The sequence below is a fragment of the Marinimicrobium sp. C6131 genome (assembly GCF_026153455.1).
GTDB lineage: Bacteria > Pseudomonadota > Gammaproteobacteria > Pseudomonadales > Cellvibrionaceae > Marinimicrobium.
Map to the genome: position 1 here is coordinate 845,720 of NZ_CP110629.1, position 21,107 is coordinate 866,826.

General features: G+C 60.3%; 14 protein-coding genes, 1 tRNA gene and 1 riboswitch. Of the genes, 11 read left to right on the forward strand and 4 right to left on the reverse strand.

Annotated elements, in window-relative coordinates; genetic code table 11:
• Positions 1-23 precede the first annotated feature (23 nt).
• From OOT55_RS03605 to OOT55_RS03615, 3 genes are all read left to right on the forward strand, one after another.
• Positions 24-100: transfer RNA gene (locus OOT55_RS03605), tRNA-Pro, on the forward strand.
• Positions 101-399: 299 nt separating this feature from the next.
• Positions 400-1,365 (forward strand): glycoside hydrolase family 19 protein, encoded by a 966-nt coding sequence (locus OOT55_RS03610; RefSeq protein ID WP_265367789.1) that lies wholly within the window; start codon positions 400-402, stop codon positions 1,363-1,365.
• The gene (locus tag OOT55_RS03615) at positions 1,358-1,984 is read left to right on the forward strand and encodes a hypothetical protein (RefSeq protein WP_265367790.1); all 627 of its coding nucleotides are present in this window, start codon (positions 1,358-1,360) and stop codon (positions 1,982-1,984) included. The genes OOT55_RS03610 and OOT55_RS03615 overlap by 8 nt, the downstream gene beginning before the upstream one ends.
• 51 nt (positions 1,985-2,035) lie before the next feature.
• Here the strand turns inward: OOT55_RS03615 and OOT55_RS03620 are convergent, their stop codons facing one another.
• Positions 2,036-2,407: a thiol-disulfide oxidoreductase DCC family protein gene (locus tag OOT55_RS03620; RefSeq protein ID WP_265367791.1), complete on the reverse strand. Its 372-nt coding sequence runs from the start codon at positions 2,405-2,407 to the stop codon at positions 2,036-2,038.
• 120 nt (positions 2,408-2,527) lie between these two features.
• Between OOT55_RS03620 and OOT55_RS03625 the strand changes: the two genes are divergently transcribed.
• A complete protein-coding gene (locus OOT55_RS03625; protein ID WP_265367792.1) occupies positions 2,528-3,829 on the forward strand; it encodes a serine hydrolase domain-containing protein in 1,302 nt (433 codons plus the stop codon).
• 9 nt (positions 3,830-3,838) lie between these two features.
• Here the strand turns inward: OOT55_RS03625 and OOT55_RS03630 are convergent, their stop codons facing one another.
• Complete coding sequence (locus OOT55_RS03630; protein WP_265367793.1) at positions 3,839-9,628, reverse strand: alpha-2-macroglobulin family protein; 5,790 nt, start codon at positions 9,626-9,628, stop codon at positions 3,839-3,841.
• A 159-nt stretch (positions 9,629-9,787) separates the two neighbouring features.
• Between OOT55_RS03630 and OOT55_RS03635 the strand changes: the two genes are divergently transcribed.
• The 6 genes from OOT55_RS03635 to OOT55_RS03660 all read left to right on the forward strand — a co-directional run bounded on the left by OOT55_RS03635 (position 9,788) and on the right by OOT55_RS03660 (position 16,222).
• Positions 9,788-10,669, forward strand: a complete 882-nt coding sequence (locus OOT55_RS03635; protein WP_265367794.1) for a 3-keto-disaccharide hydrolase — start codon at positions 9,788-9,790, stop codon at positions 10,667-10,669.
• 45 nt (positions 10,670-10,714) lie between these two features.
• Positions 10,715-10,873: riboswitch (cobalamin riboswitch) on the forward strand.
• 111 nt (positions 10,874-10,984) lie between these two features.
• On the forward strand, positions 10,985-12,832 hold the full coding sequence (locus OOT55_RS03640) for a TonB-dependent receptor plug domain-containing protein (RefSeq protein WP_265367795.1): 1,848 nt from the start codon (positions 10,985-10,987) through the stop codon (positions 12,830-12,832).
• Between the two features lie 39 nt (positions 12,833-12,871).
• Entirely contained in the window at positions 12,872-13,480 is a 609-nt protein-coding gene (cobO, locus tag OOT55_RS03645) for a cob(I)yrinic acid a,c-diamide adenosyltransferase (protein ID WP_416140990.1), read from the forward strand.
• Positions 13,481-13,488: 8 nt separating this feature from the next.
• Positions 13,489-14,526 (forward strand): FecCD family ABC transporter permease, encoded by a 1,038-nt coding sequence (locus OOT55_RS03650; RefSeq protein ID WP_265368781.1) that lies wholly within the window; start codon positions 13,489-13,491, stop codon positions 14,524-14,526.
• 3 nt (positions 14,527-14,529) lie between these two features.
• Positions 14,530-15,312: a heme ABC transporter ATP-binding protein gene (locus tag OOT55_RS03655; protein WP_265367797.1), complete on the forward strand. Its 783-nt coding sequence runs from the start codon at positions 14,530-14,532 to the stop codon at positions 15,310-15,312.
• Complete coding sequence (locus tag OOT55_RS03660; protein ID WP_265367798.1) at positions 15,305-16,222, forward strand: cobalamin-binding protein; 918 nt, start codon at positions 15,305-15,307, stop codon at positions 16,220-16,222. Before OOT55_RS03655 ends, OOT55_RS03660 begins: the two co-directional genes overlap by 8 nt.
• 1 nt (position 16,223) lies before the next feature.
• On the opposite strand, the gene OOT55_RS03665 is transcribed toward OOT55_RS03660, so the two are convergent.
• Positions 16,224-19,436 carry a DUF3857 domain-containing protein gene (locus tag OOT55_RS03665; protein WP_265367799.1) on the reverse strand — a complete coding sequence of 1,071 codons (3,213 nt, stop codon included), beginning with the start codon at positions 19,434-19,436 and terminating at the stop codon, positions 16,224-16,226.
• Positions 19,437-19,698: 262 nt separating this feature from the next.
• Between OOT55_RS03665 and OOT55_RS03670 the strand changes: the two genes are divergently transcribed.
• On the forward strand, positions 19,699-20,451 hold the full coding sequence (locus tag OOT55_RS03670; RefSeq protein ID WP_265367800.1) for a SapC family protein: 753 nt from the start codon (positions 19,699-19,701) through the stop codon (positions 20,449-20,451).
• Between the two features lie 91 nt (positions 20,452-20,542).
• Here the strand turns inward: OOT55_RS03670 and OOT55_RS03675 are convergent, their stop codons facing one another.
• The gene (locus OOT55_RS03675; RefSeq protein WP_265367801.1) at positions 20,543-20,989 is read right to left on the reverse strand and encodes a universal stress protein; all 447 of its coding nucleotides are present in this window, start codon (positions 20,987-20,989) and stop codon (positions 20,543-20,545) included.
• Positions 20,990-21,107 lie beyond the last annotated feature (118 nt).

Consider the following 21,107-nt stretch of genomic DNA (forward strand, 5'->3'; position numbering starts at 1 on the left):
CACCGCTCACAGCCAGCCAAAATCGGAGCGTAGCGCAGTTTGGTAGCGCACCACACTGGGGGTGTGGGGGTCGCAGGTTCAAATCCTGCCGTTCCGACCAAATACCGACGTTTAAGCCCTTGATTTTCCTAGAGAATTTCAAGGGCTTTTTCGTTTCTGGTCCTCTTTGTGCCGTAATTGTGCCCCAACCAAACGTAGGGCGGGTAAGCGCAATGCGCGCACCCGCCGCTACCAATGGATCTTCCCAAACAGCATTACCTGATTTTGTGACAAAAGTCCTGCCACTCGGCTAGAAACCGGTATTGAACTCGTTATACTTGCGTGACGAGGAAACCGCTCATGGGATGATCTGGTTTTCTGTAATGAATTTTAAGAGACCACGGAAACAGGAGGTGTAAGGTGTCTTACGCGAGTCAGTTTAACAGGGTAAATCTCTCCTCTTTACAGCGTAGCGTCGGAAATGGTGGCGCTAACCTTCCTCTCGATGTGCTTCTTATCCAACGTTTGCTGAATGGCACAAAGCACTTGTATCAGGGTAAAGAATCTCTGCTGCCGGATGGGGTTTATGGTCCCGCCACAGGACGTCAAATATCCCTTTATCAAAAGTCTGTCGTGGGTATGGTAAATCCCGATACGCTCGTAAATGTCAATCGGGCTACCCATCGAAGCCTGGTAGCGTCGTTGAAACCGGACTATATACTCAATCAACAGATTCATTCGCAGTTGAATCAAAAATCGGCAATTGACACGGATCAATTCAAAGCGCTGTACGAAGCGCAGTTTCCTGGCGCTCAGCACATTGGATCGCTTGTTGCCCTGCTCAAGAGAATCCTCGGCGATGCCGATATCACCGATGTTCGTTGGGTGGCCTATATGTTGGCGACGGTCAGGCGCGAATGCGGTGGAGCATGGCAGCCGATTCGGGAGTGGGGGCGAGGTCGTCATCGCCCCTATGGTAATGAGATAAAAGTGACTGATCCGGTTACAGGGAAAGAGAAAACCAATGTTTACTATGGTAGAGGGTATGTCCAACTGACCTGGGACTACAATTACAGAAATGTTGGCGAGCTGCTGGGTATGGGGGAGTCGCTTTACATCAACCCTGACGAGGCGCTCAAACCGGATGTCGCTTATAAAATCATGTCACTGGGTATGAGAAGAGGGATTTTTGCCAATGCAAGTCTGGCGCAGTTTCTGTCTGGCAAGCGAACGGATTATGTCGGAGCAAGACGAATCATCAATGGCAATGATCATGCTGAAGAAATCGCGCGGGATGCCAGGGATTTTGAGGAGCTGCTCTTTGCTTCGTCAGCACAGAAACTGTTTCGATTGATGCCCAACAACAGGTTTGCACACTATGCGTAGTCTTGGACTCCTCAGTCTTTTTTGGTTGATTCTGTATGTTCCGGCTTGTGCCGACACGAGCGAGGCTTCGGCCGAAGCCGAAAGTGATCCCGGTACTGTCGATGCGAAGAAACAGCAGGAGGGTAACAGGAAGGGCCTCGTACAATCGCTGCCAGAGGGGTGGGAATCTTACACCCATAGCGATTGGCTGGAGTCTTTAGACATTACCTATTGCGAGACAGAGGATCAGGGCAGTGAGTCCCGCCGTAAGCATTGGATTGCTCTTGAGGGGCACTCCAGGTTACTCAGCCTGAATTGTGAGTTCGGAGCCTATCAGGATGCGTTTCACCTGTTCGTCGTTGATGTTGAAGCCGCAACGCTGAAGAGAGTGATCTTGCGGCCACCTGAGTCGGCGGACGCTGAGCCGAACGATCTTGCCAGAGGCGTCGTGTATATGAGTGAGCAAGGCGACAGGGTCGAGTTTGTCCACTTGTCCGCCGCCACAGGTGCTTGTGGATGGCGAGCCATTTATTCAATAAAGGACATAAAGCGGGGTGGTCCGGTTGCCCCCAATGCTGCGTTTGGTGACGACGATTGCTACAACGGTGTAACCGTTGAAGGTTGGCCGGAAATTCACTGATGGCACGGGTCGAGGTTGGTTGGTGAGAAACGGGTTGCTTCCAACCGCGCGCTAGCCTCGACCACTTTTCCTCAAACGACGATCCACCCAGGCGTGATAGCCGCGGGATAATAACCCGCGAATGCCGGGTAGCCCGATCAGCCACGCCAGGGGCCGTAACAATCGGGTCTTCCGCATCAGCAGGATGTAGGCATCCAGCTCCCGGTGTATCTGCCCCTCGCCATCCTGCACATGCAGTTCGCGCAGGGCCCTGTCTGGGTCTATTCCTCTCTGTTTCAGTTCGTGATCGCGGCCGGTTATATCGACCCATTGGACGGCTTCGCCGGCGGTGCCCGCCAGGCGCTCGTAGCGCTGGCGGTCGGCCACGCAGCGGGGGCAGGCGCCGTCGTAGTAAACGATAAGGTGGTCGTCGCGGTTGCTCATGGTAAGAACCTGTCTGTGGTTGAGCGTGGGTGACGATTTGTATGATGTATATCGTATAATGACGGTACCATAAACGACCTATGTCTAACACAGAGAGTGGAGCGACGGATGAAAAAAATAATGACGATTGGATGGGCGATGCTGATTCCGGTGTTGCTGGCCGCGGGCTGCAGCACCACGGAGACGTCAGAGGGCTTCGAGTACCCCTCGGACATTGCCCAGGAGGGCGCTGATCCGGCCAAGGCGGCGGAGATTGATGCGCTGCTGCAATCCTTTGTGGAAGAGAAGAAAACCAACAGTGTAGCGGCTTTCGTGGCCCAGGACGGGAAAGTGCTGTATTCCGGTGCCTTTGGCTGGCGGGACATGGAAGCGGGGGTGCCGGCCAGTGTGGATGATTACTACGCGCTTTTCTCCCAGACCAAGGCGATCACGACTGTCGCGTTTATGACGCTGGTGGAGAAGGGGCTGGTGGATATCCATGATCCCGTCTCGAAGTACTTCCCGGGTATTCCGGACCAGGTGATTACCGAGTTTCACGACGACGGTCGCTATGACACCCGACCGGTTGAAACGCCGATGACCTTTGTGCATCTGATGGCGCATACGGCGGGTTTCGATGCCCGTCTGGCGGGGGAGCTTCGCAAGCAGCACGCCGGGGAGCCTATGGGATTTCTCGGTTTTGGCGGAAAGGAGCCTGATTTCGTGCCCATCGGTCAGCATACCTCGGGTGGGGATTTCAGCGCTGAGTATCTGGAAGAGGAAATGCTGGCGCTGGCGGAGTACCCGTTGGGCTTTGATCCCGGCGCGGAGTGGCACTATCACCTGAGCACCAACATGCTGGGTTATTTGATTGAACGCATTTCCGGCCAACCGCTACGTGACTACGTGAAAGAAAACGTGCTGGACCCGTTGGGTATGGACGATACCGACTGGTTTCACGCCCCGGAGGACTTTGATCGTTTCGTCAAACCTTACCGGGCGGTCGACGGGGAGCTGGTGCCGGGTACGGAGTTGTATATCAAGGGTGCCGTCACCGAACAGCAGACCTACGCGGAGGGCGCCATTGGCCTGAATGGCCCGATTGAGGATTACGCCAGGTTCTGCCAGATGCTGTTGAACAAGGGCGAGTTTAACGGCCAGCGGATTCTCCAACCGGAAACCGTGGAGCTGATGACCACGGTGAATCGCCTGCCGGAGTCGAGCCAACCGTTTGAGTTTGGCCTGGGTTTTGAGCTGTACAACGATGAAAAAGAGCCGGTGCCGGCGGTGTCCGATTCCGCTTACGCCTGGGGCGGACTGTTGGGCACGGCCTATATTATCGATCCGGAAAAGAACATGATTGCGCTGTTTTACCGCAATATGTATGAGCGGGAGGAACTGTACCCGCAGTTCCTGGAAAAGGCCTATGAGCTGATCGAATAAGTCGGGCCATTAGGGCGTTTCATTCACCCGGACGGTTTCCGTCGCCGAGCGGCCGAAGGTCTCCGGTTGGTACATCTCTTCGGCTTTGGCCGGTGGCACCACAAACTCACCGGGTGTGGTGGCCAGCGCGGTGTATTCGTAGTGATACACGCCGGGTTCCAGTTGGGTGCTGAACGCTTCGGCGCGGTCGTCGCGCAGTTGCTGGTGGTTGTACCAGTGTCCGGGCCGGATTCGGCTCCCCATGATTGCTCGCTCGTTTTCCCGTATAGGCGCACTGGTTTCCAGGGCGGGATTCAGTGCTTCGAAGCCGGCCGGCAGGCGGTCGGTCAGGGCGACGTGGTGGCGCCGGGCGGGGACGGTGAGGGTGAGCGTCACACGCACGGCGGCGCCGGCTTTGATGTTCCAGGTGCCGTCCTTGGCCTGCGTGACATCGCCGGGATGATTGACGGCCTCATAGCGGCGCTCTACCTGAAACCCGTGCCGGGCGGCATCCAGTTGTAAATCCTCCGGGGCGTACTCCAACCCAATGCGGTAGTAGAGACGACCTTGTCCCTCGTGTTGTAGCGCCAGGGTGGTTGTGGCTTCGCCGCTTTGCAGTTCACTCATCGGAACCTGGGTGCGGGTGGGCTTGCTGTCCCGCCCCTGATAGGGTTGCTCACCGAGGTAGCGGTCACCCAGCCAGGCCCGAGCGGTCAGATCGGGTACGTCGGCTTCCCGGGCCTGGAAGTAGTGTTTCAGGGCGAGCAGGACGAAGACGTTTTCCTGAGTGTTGCCCCAGTGGCCATTGCGGCGGTGATTGACCAATCCGCGGGCGAGTTTTTCGATCAGGTCGCTGTCGGGTCGGGCGCTGAGCAGCGCGTCCAGAACCACCGCGTCGGTGCGCCGACTGCCGTGCAGAACCCAGTGACCGTCACCGGCATAGTCTTCCACAAAGGCGGCGGTGGCGGCGGTCTCTCGCAGTTGATTGGTCAGGCGGCGCAGAAGGTTTTCGTGCAGCGGTCCCGCACTCGGCTCGTTTGCCGTGGCGCTCAGTAACCAGCCCATGGCCTCAAGGCCCAGGTCGTCCTCCGTCCCTTGGAAATGATCGATAGCGGTGGCAGTGACCCGGTCGCCGGCCAGAGCCTGCACGTAGAGGCCGTAGGCAATCACACTGTTGCCGGGTTTTTCCGCCATGGTTTTCGGGAGCTGCTGGGCGACGGAGCGCGTATAGCTCAGCGCCGACTCCAGAACCCTGGCTGGAACCTCGTAGCCCGCCTCCCGGGCCCGCAAGAGGGCGTGGGTGACGTGTACGGACAGATACGCCTGGGACGCCTCATTGCGCACCCAGAAGCCCCAGCCACCGTCGCGGTTCTGAAGCTCTGTCAGTCGGTTTATGGTATCGCTGACGTTTTGCTGTATGGCCGCCTCGTCCGGCAGGCCCTCCGCGTGGAAGGCGCCCAGCAGGTCCTTCAGGCTGGCAATGGCCATCAGGCGGGAAGCCAGTTGTTCGGCGCAGCCGTAGGGGTAGTCGTACAGGTACAGGAAGGCATCCTGCAGGGATTGGAACTGGGTGCTGCTGGTGGTCAGGCTCAGGCCGCCAAAATCCGGATAGACGTTTTCGGGGACGTCGATCTGCAGAAATTTATGGCCCTCGGTCAGGCTGCCGTATTGTGCAAAGGCTTCGTCGGTGGCGGGGCGTTGAACGGGAATGGCGACCTCGGCCGCATCCTCTAGCTCACCGGAACGGACGATCACCTGCACGCGGGCTTCACCCACCTGAATCGGTTCAGCACTGAAGCGGACCTCGCGCCGGTCGTTGGCGGGAATGGTCAGACGTCTTCCGGGGGCGCCGCTCAGTGTCAGGTTGCTGGCCCGCAGTGCCAGTTCAACGGTCATGTCACGGTCAGTGGTGTTCTGTACCACCACCGGCAACTCGGCCCGATCGCCCAGGTTGAGAAAGCGTGGCAGGGAAGGGCGGACCATCAGTGGCAAGCCAACGTCGATCCGGGCATCCCCGGCACCGAACTGCTGCTCGGTGTGGGCCACCGCCATAAGGCGATAGCGGGTGAGGTTGTCGGGGAGTGTGAATGAAACCCTGGCCTCACCCTGTGCATCCAGAGTAACCGTCGATTCAAAGGTGGCCAGGGGGCTGAAGTTCTGGCGCAGTGTGAGGGCCGGGTTCGAGCTTTCGTTGGGGCCGCGGCCCAAAGCCATCGCATGGTCGCTGGTGCGGAATTCCGTGGCCACGATTTTTTCGACCAAACCGTCGTTAGCGTCTTCTGGAACCAGAGGCATCTCAGCCCGCGAACGGTATTCGATGACGCCATCCATGACCGCGCTATACATTTCAGTCAGCGGATCGGGCAGGGTGTAGCCCGCCATATCCAGTACCGCCTGATCGACCGCATAGAGCGTCACTTCCGCGTCTATCACAGGCGTACCCTGCGGGTCGGTCACCCGGGTGGTCACCTCAATCGGGTCACCGGGTTTAAACGCCTCCGCATTCGGGGTGACCTCGACGTTCAATTGGCGATGGGCGCTGCTGACCGGCCGTGTCAACTCCCCGACCGCCATCCGGGGCAATGATTGGCCCTCGGCAGGTGTTCCGCCAATCGCTTCGGCGGTGACCACTAATTGGGGCAGGTAGTTGTCCTTGATGGGTACTTCCAGCGTGTGGGTACCGTCCTCCAGGTAGTGATAGTCCACTTCGACCAGCCCCTGACGCTGGACGGTCACCAGGGTGTGCGCCTCGGTGAAGGGTGTCTGTATCTGAACGCGGGCGGTATCGCCCGGGGCGTATTCATCCTGGTCCGGAATCAGTTGGACGCGGGGTTGCTCTTCATAAGTGGGCGCGGTGTCATTCGAGGGACCGGCGACCCAAAGGTGAATCTGTGAGCGGTTCGGACGATCGTTTGCGTCGGTCACGGTAGCGGAGATCCGGTACTGTCCGCTGTCGGTGGGGCTGAATTCACAGGCCTGTTTTTTACCCGAGGTTGCGCAGTTGAGGGTGTCCTGTGTCTGCCAGTCGCCGTCTTCCCAGGCCAGGCGTTCCACCTCAATGTCGGGCGCATCGGTGGTCACGGCGTTGCCGTCGATATCGACCGTCACCCACTGAACGGTGATGGTGTCTTCGACATATGCGAAGCGCTTGTCGGTACGCAGTCCAACGTAGAGATTGCCCGGGTGCACAAGTAAAGTGTCGTTGGTGCTCCACTGTTGTCGATTGACGTCGGTAACGGTCGTGGTCACATCCAGTGTATGGGGAAACAACAGATCGGAAAAATCCAACGCCTTGTTGGGGGCAATGCTCAGCCGATGTTCGCCTTCGGTATTGGTTTGCCCCGACGCCTGATGCTGCCAACGGGCCTCCTCGGGTTGGGGCCAAAAGCCGTGCCCCCACATTGGGGGGACGCGACCAAAGTGGTAATCGGACCAGCCGGGCGGTGCATAGTGAGCCGTATTCAGGGTCAGTTGCCAGTCCACCGGCGCGTTGGGCAGCGGGCCACCGGCATAGTAGCTCGCCCGGGCCGTGGCCTGTAAGGGCGCTTGTGCGATAGCGCGTTCGGCGCTGAAATTCAGATCGACCTTGTATTCGGGGCGGCGGAAGGTTTCTATGAGAAAACTGTGGCCACCGTAATATTGATCTATTTCGTCCTCCCCGCGGAATAGGCGCAATTCAATTCCGGCCGAGCCGGACGCGGCACTACTGGGTAGCGCTAAAGAGAGATCAAAAGCGCCGGACTTACTCAAAGCGAGCTGCCCCTGGTCGAGTTCATTGCGTTGACCATCGTAGGCCGTCCACTCCAGATGGGTCAGATCCTTGGGGTAGTGCAGGTCGCCCTCGACGCCGAACCCGCGTTCGCGAATGAGGCCTTTCAGGTTGACCGTCTCGCCGGGTTGATACAGCTGGCGGTCGGTGAAGGTGAACGTCGGGTAGCGATAATAGTTATGTTCTTCTCTGTAAGCTGGATATAAAGCGTGAGGTCTGAACAGTGCACTATCCGATCCGCGTCTGACGTTCAATGAATATTCGAAATCCTGTGAAGTGGCATCCAGTACGGCGAGCCCCTGATGATTGGTGGTCGCCGTGGTATTCCCGATGTTCACTGTCGCTTCCGCCACGGGCTCTGCCTCGATAAGGTCGGTTACCCAGGCGGTCAGCCGATCGCGTTCCGCGTAGGTGCTCACCCCAAGATTGGTCACTTGCAGCCACTGGCCAGACTGAGCCGAGTGATAACGGTAACGGGCTTTCTCTTCGTTTTCCAACTCCGGTGATGAGGCAAACACCAACAGGTGGCCAAAGCCCTCCTCGTTCAGCCACGAATCCAGCGAAAGACGTGTGACCGTCAATGTGTTCGCTTCGGCATTTAACGTCAGGGTGTGGTTTTCCAGTAATGTGCCGGGCTTCTCCGGCTTTTCCTTATCAGCTGCTCGACGGTAGTTCAGGCGGTAGCGCTGGAAGTCGGACCAGTCGTCCGGTGTGACCTGGCGGACTTCAATGTCCAGTGTCTGGATATTCCGGCTGACGATGGGCAGCGTGGCAAAAGCCCCGGGCAGGGTAATCAAATCTTGACCGGGCAGGGTGAACATCGGAGGGTAGGAGGCGATAGTGACCTTGGTGACCAGGTCTTCTTCCAGCGTCCGACCGAATTCATCTGTCGTGCCCGCGGGCAGCGTCAGTGTGTATTCGGTCTCCGGCTGGAAAGCTCCGCGCAATTGAATATAGGTGCCGTAGTGAGAAAGCTCCAGCCCGTCCACGTCGGGGGATACTTTAAACCGGGATTTGTCCCAGTCTTCGGAAAGGCGGTGGCTGAATTGTAACGACACCCCTTCATCGGGTGTGCACTCGCGTTCTGCGCAGTCATTGCGCTCAATACGCAGGGGGCCGGCGGTGCGAAAGGTAAATTGCTGGTCGGATTTGGTCAGCCGGTTCCCGGCCTTGGCGGGTGAGCCTTGCGCCAGGGTCAGCGAGAAGGTCTGATCCCAGGGAAGTGGTTCGGAGGGTGTCAGGGCCAGCCACTGTTCGGCCGGCACATTGTCAATCAATGCCTTGTACTCGGCTCGCACTATGGTATCCGGGTCGACCCGATTCAGTGCGTGGGTGTGTTGCTTGTCTTTCAGGCTCACATGCTCAAGCAGTTCGTTTTTGTCGATGGCCTGGTTGAAGATCAGAACCAGAACGGGCTGCCGGTCAGTGACGGCGTTGTCACCGGGGTAAAAGTCGGTGACAGCCAGTGGCGCGGTGGCAAATTGCCACTGCGCGGCGGTGGCCAGGGGGATACCGGCGGCGGAGGTAAAACCTTCCTCCAGGGTCACGGTGTAATCGGTGGCCATGGGCAAGGCATCCCCCGTGGGCTCAAACACCAGGCTTTGGGTGTCCAGCCAACGCCACTGACCTTCAACCTTGGGGCTTAGCGTGACGGGAAGGTCTTTTCCCAGCGTCTGCTCCAGGCGGGTGAGCGACACCATGGGTTCGGAAAACGTGAGGCTGACCAATGCGGCCCGCTCGACGTCACCTTCCGGTGCATAGCGCACCAGGCGCGGCACTTCGGGTGGATCGGCCGGAGGTAAGGCGGGCTCAAAAGCGGGGGCTGATTCGCCGTCGGCTCGAGGGGGCGGCGCGGCGTCTGAGGTGTCGGGGCTCGACCCCGGGGTGGCATTGGCCTCCAGCTCGGGTAGTTGGGCCAACAATCGCTCAGTGTCGTCGGCGGAGAGGGCCTCCTCCGCCGGCGGATCGCCGGGCATACAGCCTGCAAACGCCAGCAACAGGACGCCGATCAGGCCGGCGGTAACGGAGCGGTGTGTGGCCTGTAGTTCCATGAGTCTGTGTACTCCCAACGGTGGTGCTCCTACCTTACCTGCACCGGTTGTAAAAGTCTGTGAGAAAACCGACACGCGGGTGCTTGTGGGGTTCATTTTGCGTATTATGTTCGATCCAACCATAAGGGGGTAAACCCCCAAGCAACAGGAATCGGCATTATGCAGTCTATGAAAGTAGGTGTGGCGCTGGTCAGCACACTTTGGTCTCTAGGTGCGCTCGCGGAAGGCGACTGGACACCGTTGTTGGATGAGTCGTTGAGTGAGTGGCGTACTTATCTCGGTTATCCCAACCCCGATACGGAGGTAACGGGCCTGGCTCGGGCGGATGATGGAGAATACTCTGAGCCGGTGGGTTATGACCGGGATGAACTGGGGGTTTTTAGCGTTACGGAGGAGGGCGGTGAGCCGGTTCTGCGAATTTCCGGCGAAATTTACGGCGGCATTTTCACCCGGAAGGACTTCAGCGATTATCGCTTGCGCCTCCAGTTCAAGTGGGGCGAGCAAAAGTGGGCGCCCCGGGAAGATCGTCCCCTGGACAGCGGAATTCTTTACCACGGCACCGGCGAGCACGGTGTGGACTATTGGCGGGCCTGGCCGCTGTCTCAGGAATTCCAGATTGTCGAGCAGGGTATCGATGGACTGACCGGGGATTGGTGGAAAATTGCCTACTCCCAGATTGATATTCGCTGTGCGTCGTCGGGAGAGGATGAGCCGCATCGCTACCATCCCGAACTCCCCGTCAAAACCTTCGGCGGTGATGACGGGCCAATTACCTGCCGCGCGATCGAAAACCATGAGAAGCCCTCGGGTGAGTGGAATACGCTGGAACTGATTGCGGTGGGGGACAAGAGTCTGCATATCGTCAACGGCGAGGTCGTCATGGCGTTGAGTGGTTCGGCTTACCCCAGTGAGGAGGGCGTGCAGCCACTGACCGAGGGGCAGATTGTGTTGCAGAGTGAAGCGGGGGAAGTGTTCTACCGGCGAATCGAGTGGCAACCGCAAGCTACTATTCCTTCGGAGTACCAGCACTACTTTAAATAGGTAGCCCGGCGCGAGCGCATTGACTTTACCGCCACGCTCGCCTACATTGCCGCCTCGACACAGGGTGCCTGCTGCCCCCGACTCATTTCGAGGCTGAGCAGGTTAAACGGGAAGTCTGGACAATCCAGCGCTGCCCCCGCAACGGTGATCAGGGCGAACCATGGCCCTGTAAGCCCGATACCGGCCCTCTGTCGCGTTCTATGATGGAGCGGAGGGCTACCATCCGGCAATCCTTCACGTGCTGCCCCGCGCAGCCGCGTCGCTTTGCGTTTCCTCCCTCCCCATGTTGTCTTTGATCAAACATAGGGGATTACTGTGTTTAAAACATCTGTACTCAGTGCAGCGGTCTTCGCTGCCTCGGTCCCGGCGCTCGCCGTGGCCCAATCATCCCATGCCTCTTTTGATCCGGCGTCGGCCAACTCTCCGCTGGAAACCCTGGTGGTGGTCGCCTCCCGTACTGAAACACCGCTGCGCCAACTGGGTAGCTCGGTCGCCGTGTTGGACAAACAGGACCTGAAAAACCTGGGCGTACAGTCTCTGGCCGATGCACTGCGGACCATGCCATCGGTGTCCATTACCAATGCCGGTGGACCGGGCAAAGCCAGCTCGGTGCGCGTGCGCGGTGAGTCGGGCTTCCGGACGCTGGTGCGCGTGGACGGGGTGGATATCACCGATCCCACCGGACCCCAGTCGAGCAGCCAGGTGCATCATCTGCTGACCGCCAATGTGGCCCGGGTCGAGCTGCTTCGTGGCCCCCAGGGCATGATGTACGGCGCCGATGCGGGCGGTGTACTCAACGTCACCACCGATCACATCAACGACGGGATGCAGTCGGGCCTGAGTGTTGAAGGCGGCCGCTACGATACCCGGAATTACTCGGGTTATGTGGGCGGTGGTAATGAACAGGGCGATTTTTATCTCTCCGCGGCGCGCGCCGATACCGAGGGTTTCAGTGCCCGGTCCGACGATCCCACCGGGGAAGCCGATGGCTACGAAAACACCACGCTGCACGCTCGCGGTGGTTGGAATCTGGATCGGGATTTGCGGGCGCAGATCGTCGTGCGTGATACCGAAGGCACCTCGGAGTTTGATAACTGCGGCTTCCCGGTGGCGACGCAAGACTGCGTTGATCAGTTTGAGCAAACCAACGCTAGGGCCAGCATTACCCACAGCAATCAGAGCGGCGCCAACACCTTTGCCTATTCGCAGACGGATGTGGATCGGGTCAACTACGCCGATGGCGCGGTGTCCTACCAGACCGAAGGTAAAGTCGCCAAGTGGGAGTTGAACGGTAAAGTCGATCTCGCCGACGCTCACACCCTGGTGTACGGCGCCGAGCACCGGCGCGATGAAGTGATGGAACTTGAACGGGAACAACGCGGGGCCTACCTGGAGTATCAAGGCGACTATCAGGATCAGTGGTTTGTGACCGCCGGTGTGCGTCAGGATGACAATGACGATTTTGGCAATCACACCAGCTATCGTCTGAGCACCGCTTACCGGGTCCCGGTGGCCGGCGGTGAGCTGAAGTTCAAGTCGACATTGGGCACGGGGTTCCGCGCGCCCAGCCTGTCGGAGATCGACTACAACCGCTCACAGGAGCTTCCACCGCCGGCCCTGGATGCCGAGGAGAGTCGCGGACTGGATGTCGGGGTGGAATACTTTGGACGCGATGGCCTGTACCTGGAGGCGGTCTGGTTTGACCAGAAAATCGACGACGAAATCTTTTTTGATATGGCGACCTTCAGTGGCTATCTGCAAGACGGTGTCACCAGTAAATCCCGGGGGGTGGAACTGAACAGTGAGGTGCCATTGGCCGAGCAGTGGCAACTGGTGGGCAACTACACTTACGTCGACACCGAAGCCGGCGATGGCAATCCCCGTTCGCTGCAACCGCGTCACCTGGGCAATATCGGCCTGCGCTACTCGCCGGTGGCGGCACTCACCGTGGCTCTGGACTGGCGCACCGCTCGGGATCGGCAGGAGGGAACGACCGAGCTGGAGGATTATCAGGTGGTCAACGCCAATGTGCGCTATCAGGTCATCGACGGTATGGTGGTGTTTGTGCGCGCGGAAAACCTGTTGGATGAGGACTATGTCGAAACCCTCAATTACAACACCAGCGGCGCGGCCGGCTATGCCGGTGTAGAGTTCACCTTCTAGGGGCTCCATGTTCCAACAACAGGACACGCCATGAGTGACATGAACGAAGAGCGCAAGGCGGCCCGTCACAAGGCCGCCATGGAAAAACAGAAATCCCGCGTGGATGCCCGCATCGCTGAGGCGGACACCGATCGCGGTGTGGCCATTCTGTTGACCGGCAATGGCAAGGGTAAATCCAGCTCGGCCTTCGGCATGGTGCTGCGGGCCCTGGGTTATGGCCAGAAGGTGGGCGTGGTGCAGTTCATCAAGGGCGAGCAGCTCTCCGGGGAAGAAATTTACCTCAAGGAGCAACTCCCTCAGGTGTGCTTTTACCAGATGGGCACCGGCTTTACCTGGGATACCCAGGACCGCAGCGGCGATATTGCCGCCGCTGAGCGGACCTGGGCCCAGGCGGCGGAGATGCTCAATGACCCCTCACTCGATCTGGTGGTGCTGGATGAGCTGACCTACATGCTGGCCTTTGATTATCTGGACGAGGCCACGGTGCTCTCGGCACTGGCGAACCGCCCGGTGCATCAGAGCGTGGTGGTCACCGGACGGGGCGGCGGTGCAGAACTGCAGGCGTTGATGGATACCGTCTCGGAAGTGAAGGACATCAAGCATGCCTTCAACGCCGGAATCAAAGCCCGTCGGGGCGTGGATTACTGACTGTGGTAGTGCTTGCCCGCACCCGTCAGAGCCGGCGCCGTCAGGGCACGATTGTCCTGGGGGTCGCGCTGGTGGTCAGCGTACTGCTCTCGCTGTGGCTGGGCTCGGTGAGTCTGGGGGCGGCCAATGTCCTCAAGGCGCTGGTGGGACTGGAAGCACCCGGGCATGCCGCGCAGATCGTGCAGGCCATCCGGCTGCCGCGCGCGCTGTTGGCGGCCTCGGTGGGTGCGCTTCTGGCGCTGTGCGGCGCCATTCTCCAGGGCCTGTTTCGCAATCCGTTGGCGGATCCCTCCCTGATTGGCGTGACCGCGGGCGCCTCGGTGGGGGCCAGCCTGATGATTGTGCTCGGCACCGGCATGAGTGGCGTGCTGACCGGGTTGGCCGGCATGTCCCTGGTGTCGCTCGGGGCGTTTCTCGGCGGGTTGCTCACCGTCTGGCTGGTTTATCGGGTGGCGACCGGGGTCAATGGAACCTCCGTGGCCACCATGTTGCTGATGGGGATCGCGGTGTCCGCCTTGTCGGCCAGCGCCACCGGGTTGCTGGAATACTTTGCGGACAACGAAATGCTCCGGCGGATCAGTCTCTGGCGGATGGGCGGCCTGGAAGGCGCCAACCTGACCCGGGTGCTGCTGGCCGGCAGTATTCTGACCGTGGCGCTTCTGGCGCTGCCGTCCTTTGGGCGGGCGCTCAATACCCTGTTGCTGGGCGAGTCCCAGGCGCGCCATCTCGGGGTGGATGTCGAGCGACTCAAAACCCGGCTGATCATTCTGGTGGCGGCCGGGGTAGGGCTGTCGGTGGCGGTGGCCGGCAGCATCGCCTTTGTCGGGCTGGTGGTACCGCACATGATCCGGCTGTGGGTTGGGCCCGATCATCGTTATCTGTTGCCCCTGTCGGCTCTGGGGGGCGCGGTGCTGCTGTTACTGGCGGATGTGGCGGCCCGGACCTTGATGGCGCCCGCCGAGCTGCCCGTGGGGCTGGTGACCGCCCTGTTGGGGGCGCCGTTCTTCATCTCTCTGCTGCGCCATCGCCGTTTCGAGGGAGGCTGACCCATGTCTCTGCTGCATCTCGACCAACTGAGTGTCTGTATCGACGAGCGCGAGCTGGTGTCCTCGGTGTCCCTAGCGGTACAGCCGGGCGAAATCCTGGCGCTGATCGGGCCCAACGGAGCGGGCAAGACCACACTGCTGCGCGCCATCAGTGGCGACCTGACCCCCAGTGCGGGTGAGATCCGGTTTAACGATCGGCCACTGGCGCACTGGCCGGCGGACGAGAAGGCATTGGCATTGGCGGTATTGACCCAGTCCAATCCCCTGACATTTCCATTTACCGTCTCTGAAGTGGTGGCGCTGGGGCGCACGCCCCACAGTACCGGCGTGCTCATTGATGAGCAGGTCTGTGCCGAAGCCATGGCGGCACTGGATGTGGCGCATCTGGCCGAACGACTCTATCCGTCCCTGTCCGGTGGTGAAAAGCAGCGGGTACAGTTGGCCCGGGTGATGGCGCAGATCTGGCGCCCGGATACCGCCGCCGGGCGGCTGCTGCTGCTTGATGAGCCGGTGGCGGCGCTGGACCTGGGCCACCAGCGCCAGCTGATGCAGGCGGTGCGGGCCTTTGCCGACCGGGGGGTCGGGGTGGTGATGGTGGTGCACGATATCAGTCTGGCCGCCGCCTACAGCGATCATCTGTTGGCGTTGAAAGAAGGGCAGCGCGTGGCCTACGGCACCCCGGACGAGGTGGTGACCCGGGCGCTGATTGTGGATCTGTTTGATACTGATGTGGACGTGATTCCCCATCCGAAAACGGGAAAACCGGTGGTATTGGCCAATGGGTAAGCGTATGGGGTTGCGTCGACGGCTATTGACGGGGTTTATTCTGCTGCTTGGCCTGTCGCTGGGGCACCATGCGCTGGCCGATATTCGGGTAACGGATGATCTGGGACGCGAGGTGACGTTGAAGCAGCCGGCCCAGCGGCTGATTGCGTTGGCGCCGCACATCGTGGAGAACGTCTACAGCGCCGGTGCGGGTGACCGATTACTGGCAGCAGTGGATTACAGTGACTATCCACCGGAAGCCAGGGAACTGCCCCCACTGGGCAGCGCCCAATCGGTCAGTGTGGAAGCCATTCTCGCGCTGGAGCCCGATCTGGTTTTGATGTGGGCCACGGGAAACAGTCGGACGCTACGCCGACAACTGGAGCGCCTGGGGGTCGAGGTGTATGTGGATGAACCTCGCACGTTGGAGGATGTGGCCCGTTCGGTCCGGGCAATCGGTACCCTCACTGGAACTCGGCAAGTCGCCGATCGAGCCGCTCAGCGGTACCTTGATACGCTGACGGCACTGCGCGACCGCTATCGGAGTCAGACACCGATCGGTGTTCTGTACCAGGTCTGGCATCAACCGCTGCAAACCCTCAATGGCGAGCACTTGGTGAGTGATGTGATTCGCTTGTGTGGAGGGCGCAATGCCTACGCCGACGCCAAACCATTGGCACCGACCATCAATATGGAGTCGGTGTTGGAGCGTGATCCGGAGGTGATTGTCGCCAGTGGGATGGGGGAGGAGCGCCCCGATTGGCTGGACGAATGGAAACAGTGGCCGGAGCTGACGGCGGTACAGCGGGACAACCTGTTTTTTGTGCCGCCGGATCTGATCCAGCGGCACACACTGCGTATTCTCGAGGGTGCCGAATTGTTCTGTCGGCACATTGATCGGGCCCGCCAGCGTCTGGCACGCGACCCCTGAGTCAGCGGGTCGCCTGGTCCGGATGCCGGTTGCGGGTTACCGGTCGGGAAAGGGCGTCGATGGCGTTCAGGGTAAACGCCTGAAAAGCGCTATAGTCGGCGGCTGAGTAGCGGCCCGCCTCAATCTGGTAATCAAAGTCATGGGTCAGCGCCTCAGCGTCGGCACGGGTCGTTGACCGGAAGCGGCCAAAGCGGGACTCGTCCCGTTGATCGGCCACCGGCTCCGGTGTCCGATGGTCATCTCCAGGGTAGGTCACGCGAGAGGTCAGGTGCAGGGGGTAGGCCACCTCAAAGTCGGTTTGTCGATCGTGCACATAATGACTGCTGAGGTAATAGCGCTCCCAGTAGGCGGGATCAATCACCGCCGACTGGTCTCGTTGGGCCGCGCTGCGAGCGACCCGGTAGCTCAGCGTCAGTACCAACGCTTTCTCGGTGTTATCCAGGTTGGCCACGGACATCGACTCCACAATCACGGGCCGGCCGTTGTCACCCAGGAACCGTTGGACCCAGTTCAATCGCTCCCGGGGTTCAATGTCCTTGAAGTGCCCCCGCAGGCTCGAGGCGAAATAGGCGCTCATGCTCAGGGTTTCCCGGACCCGCGTCTCCCCGTTGGACTGAGTGCTCAGGGAGCGGTTGATGTCGATCCTGCTGGGACTGAGCGCGGGTACCTGCACCAGCGCAGGCTGCTCGCCCAAGGTGAGCGTCCAGGTGCCGCCGAGGCCGTCGGGGGCGACGCCAAGCAGGTCAATGTATTTGTTGGTGGCATCGATGAAGGTGCCGCCGTTCCAATCCGGCAGATACACCACCATGTGATCAAACTGATCGATGCTGGGCATCTCGGGGTCCACCGGGCCGGACAGGTTGGCCAGGGCCAGCTCGGCGGGAATCCCGGCTTCGCGGAGCAGGCGCCAGAGCAACACTGAGTGATCCTTGCAGTCACCAAACCGGTCCCGAAGAATCTGCTGCGGTGGGTTGGGGGTGTAGCCGCGCACGCCGAATTCGAGCGCTTTGTAGGTCAGGGTGCGCTGTACGTAGCCCGCCAACGCGGCGAGGTGGCCCCGGGTATCGCCCGGTGCCAGGCCCTCGGTCAGGCCCTCCACCAGCGGGCCCAGCTCCGGGGTGTCGGCGAGAATGACCTCGTTCACCCGCGTCCGGTAGTCCCGTCCGGCCTCCCGCCACTGATTTTTACTGACCACGACCACACTGGCCATATACGCTGCATCGTCCACTTGCATGGGCTCCCACAGTGCCGGTGTGGGGTTTTCCACGGCCCAGAGCAGGGAGTTTCGGCGCTTTTTGGGCTTGGGCGCGTTGGCCTGGTTGTACAGCAGGTCGTCCAGCTCGCCCTCGATATAGAGCGCCGATAGCCCGATCGGACGCTGGCCGGACAGATAGAGCCGCTCGAACGGGAACCGCCCGGCCGGGGAGCGCTGTTCCAGTGTGTACTCAAACTCGATCCGATGGCCCGGCGCCAACCCGGCCACCGGGGCGCGAACGACCTTGCCAAAGGTGGCCTGGTCATAGTCCTCGGCATCACCGATGTACAGGCTGCTCCGGTCCAGTGAGGACACTCGCTTGCCGTCTTCGTCAAACACCTCAAGACGGTTGATATACAGGCGTTCGGAAAGCGGGTTGTAACGGGCCATCAGGGTGCTGTGGCGATTGACGCCGGCACTATCGTGCACCTGAATGTGACGGACTTCGGTGGTTTTGAGAGGCTTGGCCGGGTCGTAGTGATAGGCGGTGACCGTCAGGGCGTAGTGAGAGTCATAGCCATCTATGCCGGCGACCGTGTCCGGGGGCGTGAGGTCCGGCCAGTCGACCGGTTCAATGGGGGTGTTGATGGAGGCGGAGTCGCCCTTGCCCAACTGGGCGTTGGTAAACCGCAGGTATTCGGCGGTGGCCATGTCGCCGGGCTGCAGAACCAGCGCCTGTTCGAACGAGGCCTTGGCTTCCCGGTAGCGCTCCAACTGGTATTGGGCGTCTCCCCGGTAGTTGTACACGGTATTGGAGCCGAGCCCGCGTTCAATCAATCGGTCGCTGTAAGCGATGACCGCCTCGTAGTCCCGCATATCCCCCAGCACATCCATGCGGGTCAGATGCAGGTTGGCGGAGTGAACCCCCCGACTGTCCGCCTCATCCAGAATCGTCAGGGCCTGCTCATGGGCGGATTGGGCCCGGGCCACTTCCGCTTGCGCCTGTACGGCGACTGCACCGGGCTGGCGGGGGCTGTGCTGGTCGAGAACCGACTGCGCCTGGTCGGCCCGGTCCTGTTGCAGCAGACTCTGCACATAGGCATACAGGTCGTCTTCGGACAGTGAGCCGAGTGCGAAACCGCGCTGATAATGACGGCTGGCGGCCGGGTAGTTCTGCAGGTGGTACTCAAACCAGCCCAGCCAGCCCTGGATCATGGCATCATCCTGCGCCTTCAGATCCGGGTGCTGCATGAACGCCAGCCCGTCCCGGTAGCGGCTCAGCAAGTTATAGGTGGAGGCGGCGTTATTGATGTAGACCTTGTCATCCGGGTCGAGCCGGGCGGCAAGGGCAAATCCTTTTACCGCCTCGACGTGGTTTTCCGCGTTGTGGAAGTACAGGCCGGCGGCGTTGTAGAACCAGGCCCTGGCGACCGGGCTGGCGGCGGAGTCGGGCTCTGACCAGGCCACCCCGTTGATCACTTCGCTGGACAGGGTCTCCAGGGCCGCATCGTCCAGGGTGGTCCAGACGGCGAACAGATGCGTGCAATCGCCCCGCTCGACCAGATGGTAGCGAAAGCGCAGCGGCAGTTCACCCTCCCTGGGCAGGAGCCTCTCCCAGGACTCCGCCTCCTGTTGGCCAATACGTCGGGATTGGTGGTTGCGGGCGCCCGGTGTAGGGTATTCGTGCCCGATGGCGCGCAACAGAGCAAAACGCACCGCCTCTTTGCCAGGCTGCCAATCGGTGAAACAGGCGGGCACCGAGACGAAGGCGCCCTGCCAGCGTTCTCCGCCAATATCCGGGTGGCTCACGTGCTCACTGACCTGGGGCCAGTGGGTCCAGTCGGTGTCGGCAAGCTCCAGTCGGTAGCCGAAAGGCGATTCAAAAGCCTCGATAGGCTGGCCGCCGGACGCGGGTGGGGACTCGGCAGATCGGTTTTTCGCGGCGAAGGTTCCGGGCGCGAGGGCGGTCAGTGCCACAAGAAGGCAGGCAACGCGGTACAACGGGTGTCGACGGGGCATGAGGGAGGGTCCTTTAACCGGGTCCTTTTATCGAGCCATGCTGGCTTATTATTGACCACCACACTCGTGGGGCGCGCTGTGCGGCGGTCGTGTCTCTTGACCGGAGTCTAGCCGGAATGCCAAAGGTGGGCAAATGGTGCGCCACATGGCCGCGATGGGGGGATTTCGGGTGGTGACAGGGCTCCGGATAATGCTAGTATTTGTCCTTTCTTGCATCAGGGCGCCCGGTGCGGCGCTTGAGAATAACAACTGAGGTAATATCGTGTCGAAACAATTGCTGATCTACAACAACATTTCCCCCGTCTCCAGCGAAGCGCACCGCGACTGGTCGATCCAGATTGACAACCACGCCTTTGCCGAGGGGCTGAATTCCGTGCCGCTGCTGGCCACCGAAATCACTTCTGTAGCCCGTGAGCTGCCGGTGATTTTTGCCAAGACCCAGGACGATGGCGGTTTTGTTCCTCTGGCGGTGATGGGCCTGAAGAAGGGCCAGAACCTGTTTCTGGACGAGAAAAAGCGCCTGACACTGCGCTACGTGCCGGGTTTCCTTCGCCGTTACCCCTTCGCCTTCGCCAATGACGGCAAGAGCGACAACTTCACCCTGTGCATCGACGACCAGTTTGAAGGTTGGAGCAAAGATGGCAGCAAGGGGAAGCGCCTGTTCACTGAAACGGGTGAGCAGACCGAAGAACTCAAGGGCGTCATGGAGTTCCTGAAGGACTACCAGTATCGCGCCGAGCTGACCAATGTGTTCTGCAAGCGTCTGTCCGAGCTTGAGTTGCTGGAGCCGATGGAAGCCAATATCAAACTGAAAGACGGGCAGGAAGGCGGCGGTTTCAACCTGACCGGCTTCTATGTGGTCAACCGCGAGAAGCTCAAGAAGATCAGTGACGAGGACGTTCTGGATCTGTTCAAAAAAGATGGTCTGGAGCTGATCTTCAGCCACCTGCAGTCCATGCAGAATCTGAATGCATTGGTCAACAAGTACTCAGAGCAGTCCAAAGAAGCCGCCTGATCCGGTCGGCGCTTTGTTGAGCAAAACCCGCACTGGTTGCGGGTTTTTTTATGTCCGGCGTTCGGGCAACACCTCCCTGAACGGCGCCGAATCAGGTGCCCTGGGGGGGCTCGTGGATGCGTACGATCAGGACGTCACAGGAGGCCTGGTGCAGAATGTTGGTCGCGGTGGTGCCCAGCAGCCGCTTCAGCCCCTTTTCCCCATGACTGCCGGTCACGATCACGTCGGCGCCGAGTTTGTTGGCCAGGTAAGTGACTTCCTGTGGGGCGTCGCCAAACAGAATGTGGATGTGGTCGGGGGGCAGGGCCATGCCTTCGGTGTATTCCTGGAGGCGCGGAAACAGCTCCTGACGGACCTGCAGCTCACCGTGACGGTGGTTGCGCCCGGTACCGCTGCCCAGCGCCGTGATGGGGTGCTCCGCGACGTGGACCAGGTGGAGATGTGTGCCTGCAGCCGCAAGCTTTCGGGCACCGTTCAGCACCTGGGCTGAGTCCGGGGTCAGGTCGAGCGCGACCAGGATGGTATTGTACTGGGACATGGCAATCTCCCTTAACCGGTTCTAAGCTGTTGTCTTCATAAGTGTAGTCCAAGGCATGGGTTGATCCGAAAGAACCCGCGATAAGTAGTAGACTGTAGGCAGTGGATCACGCAATCAT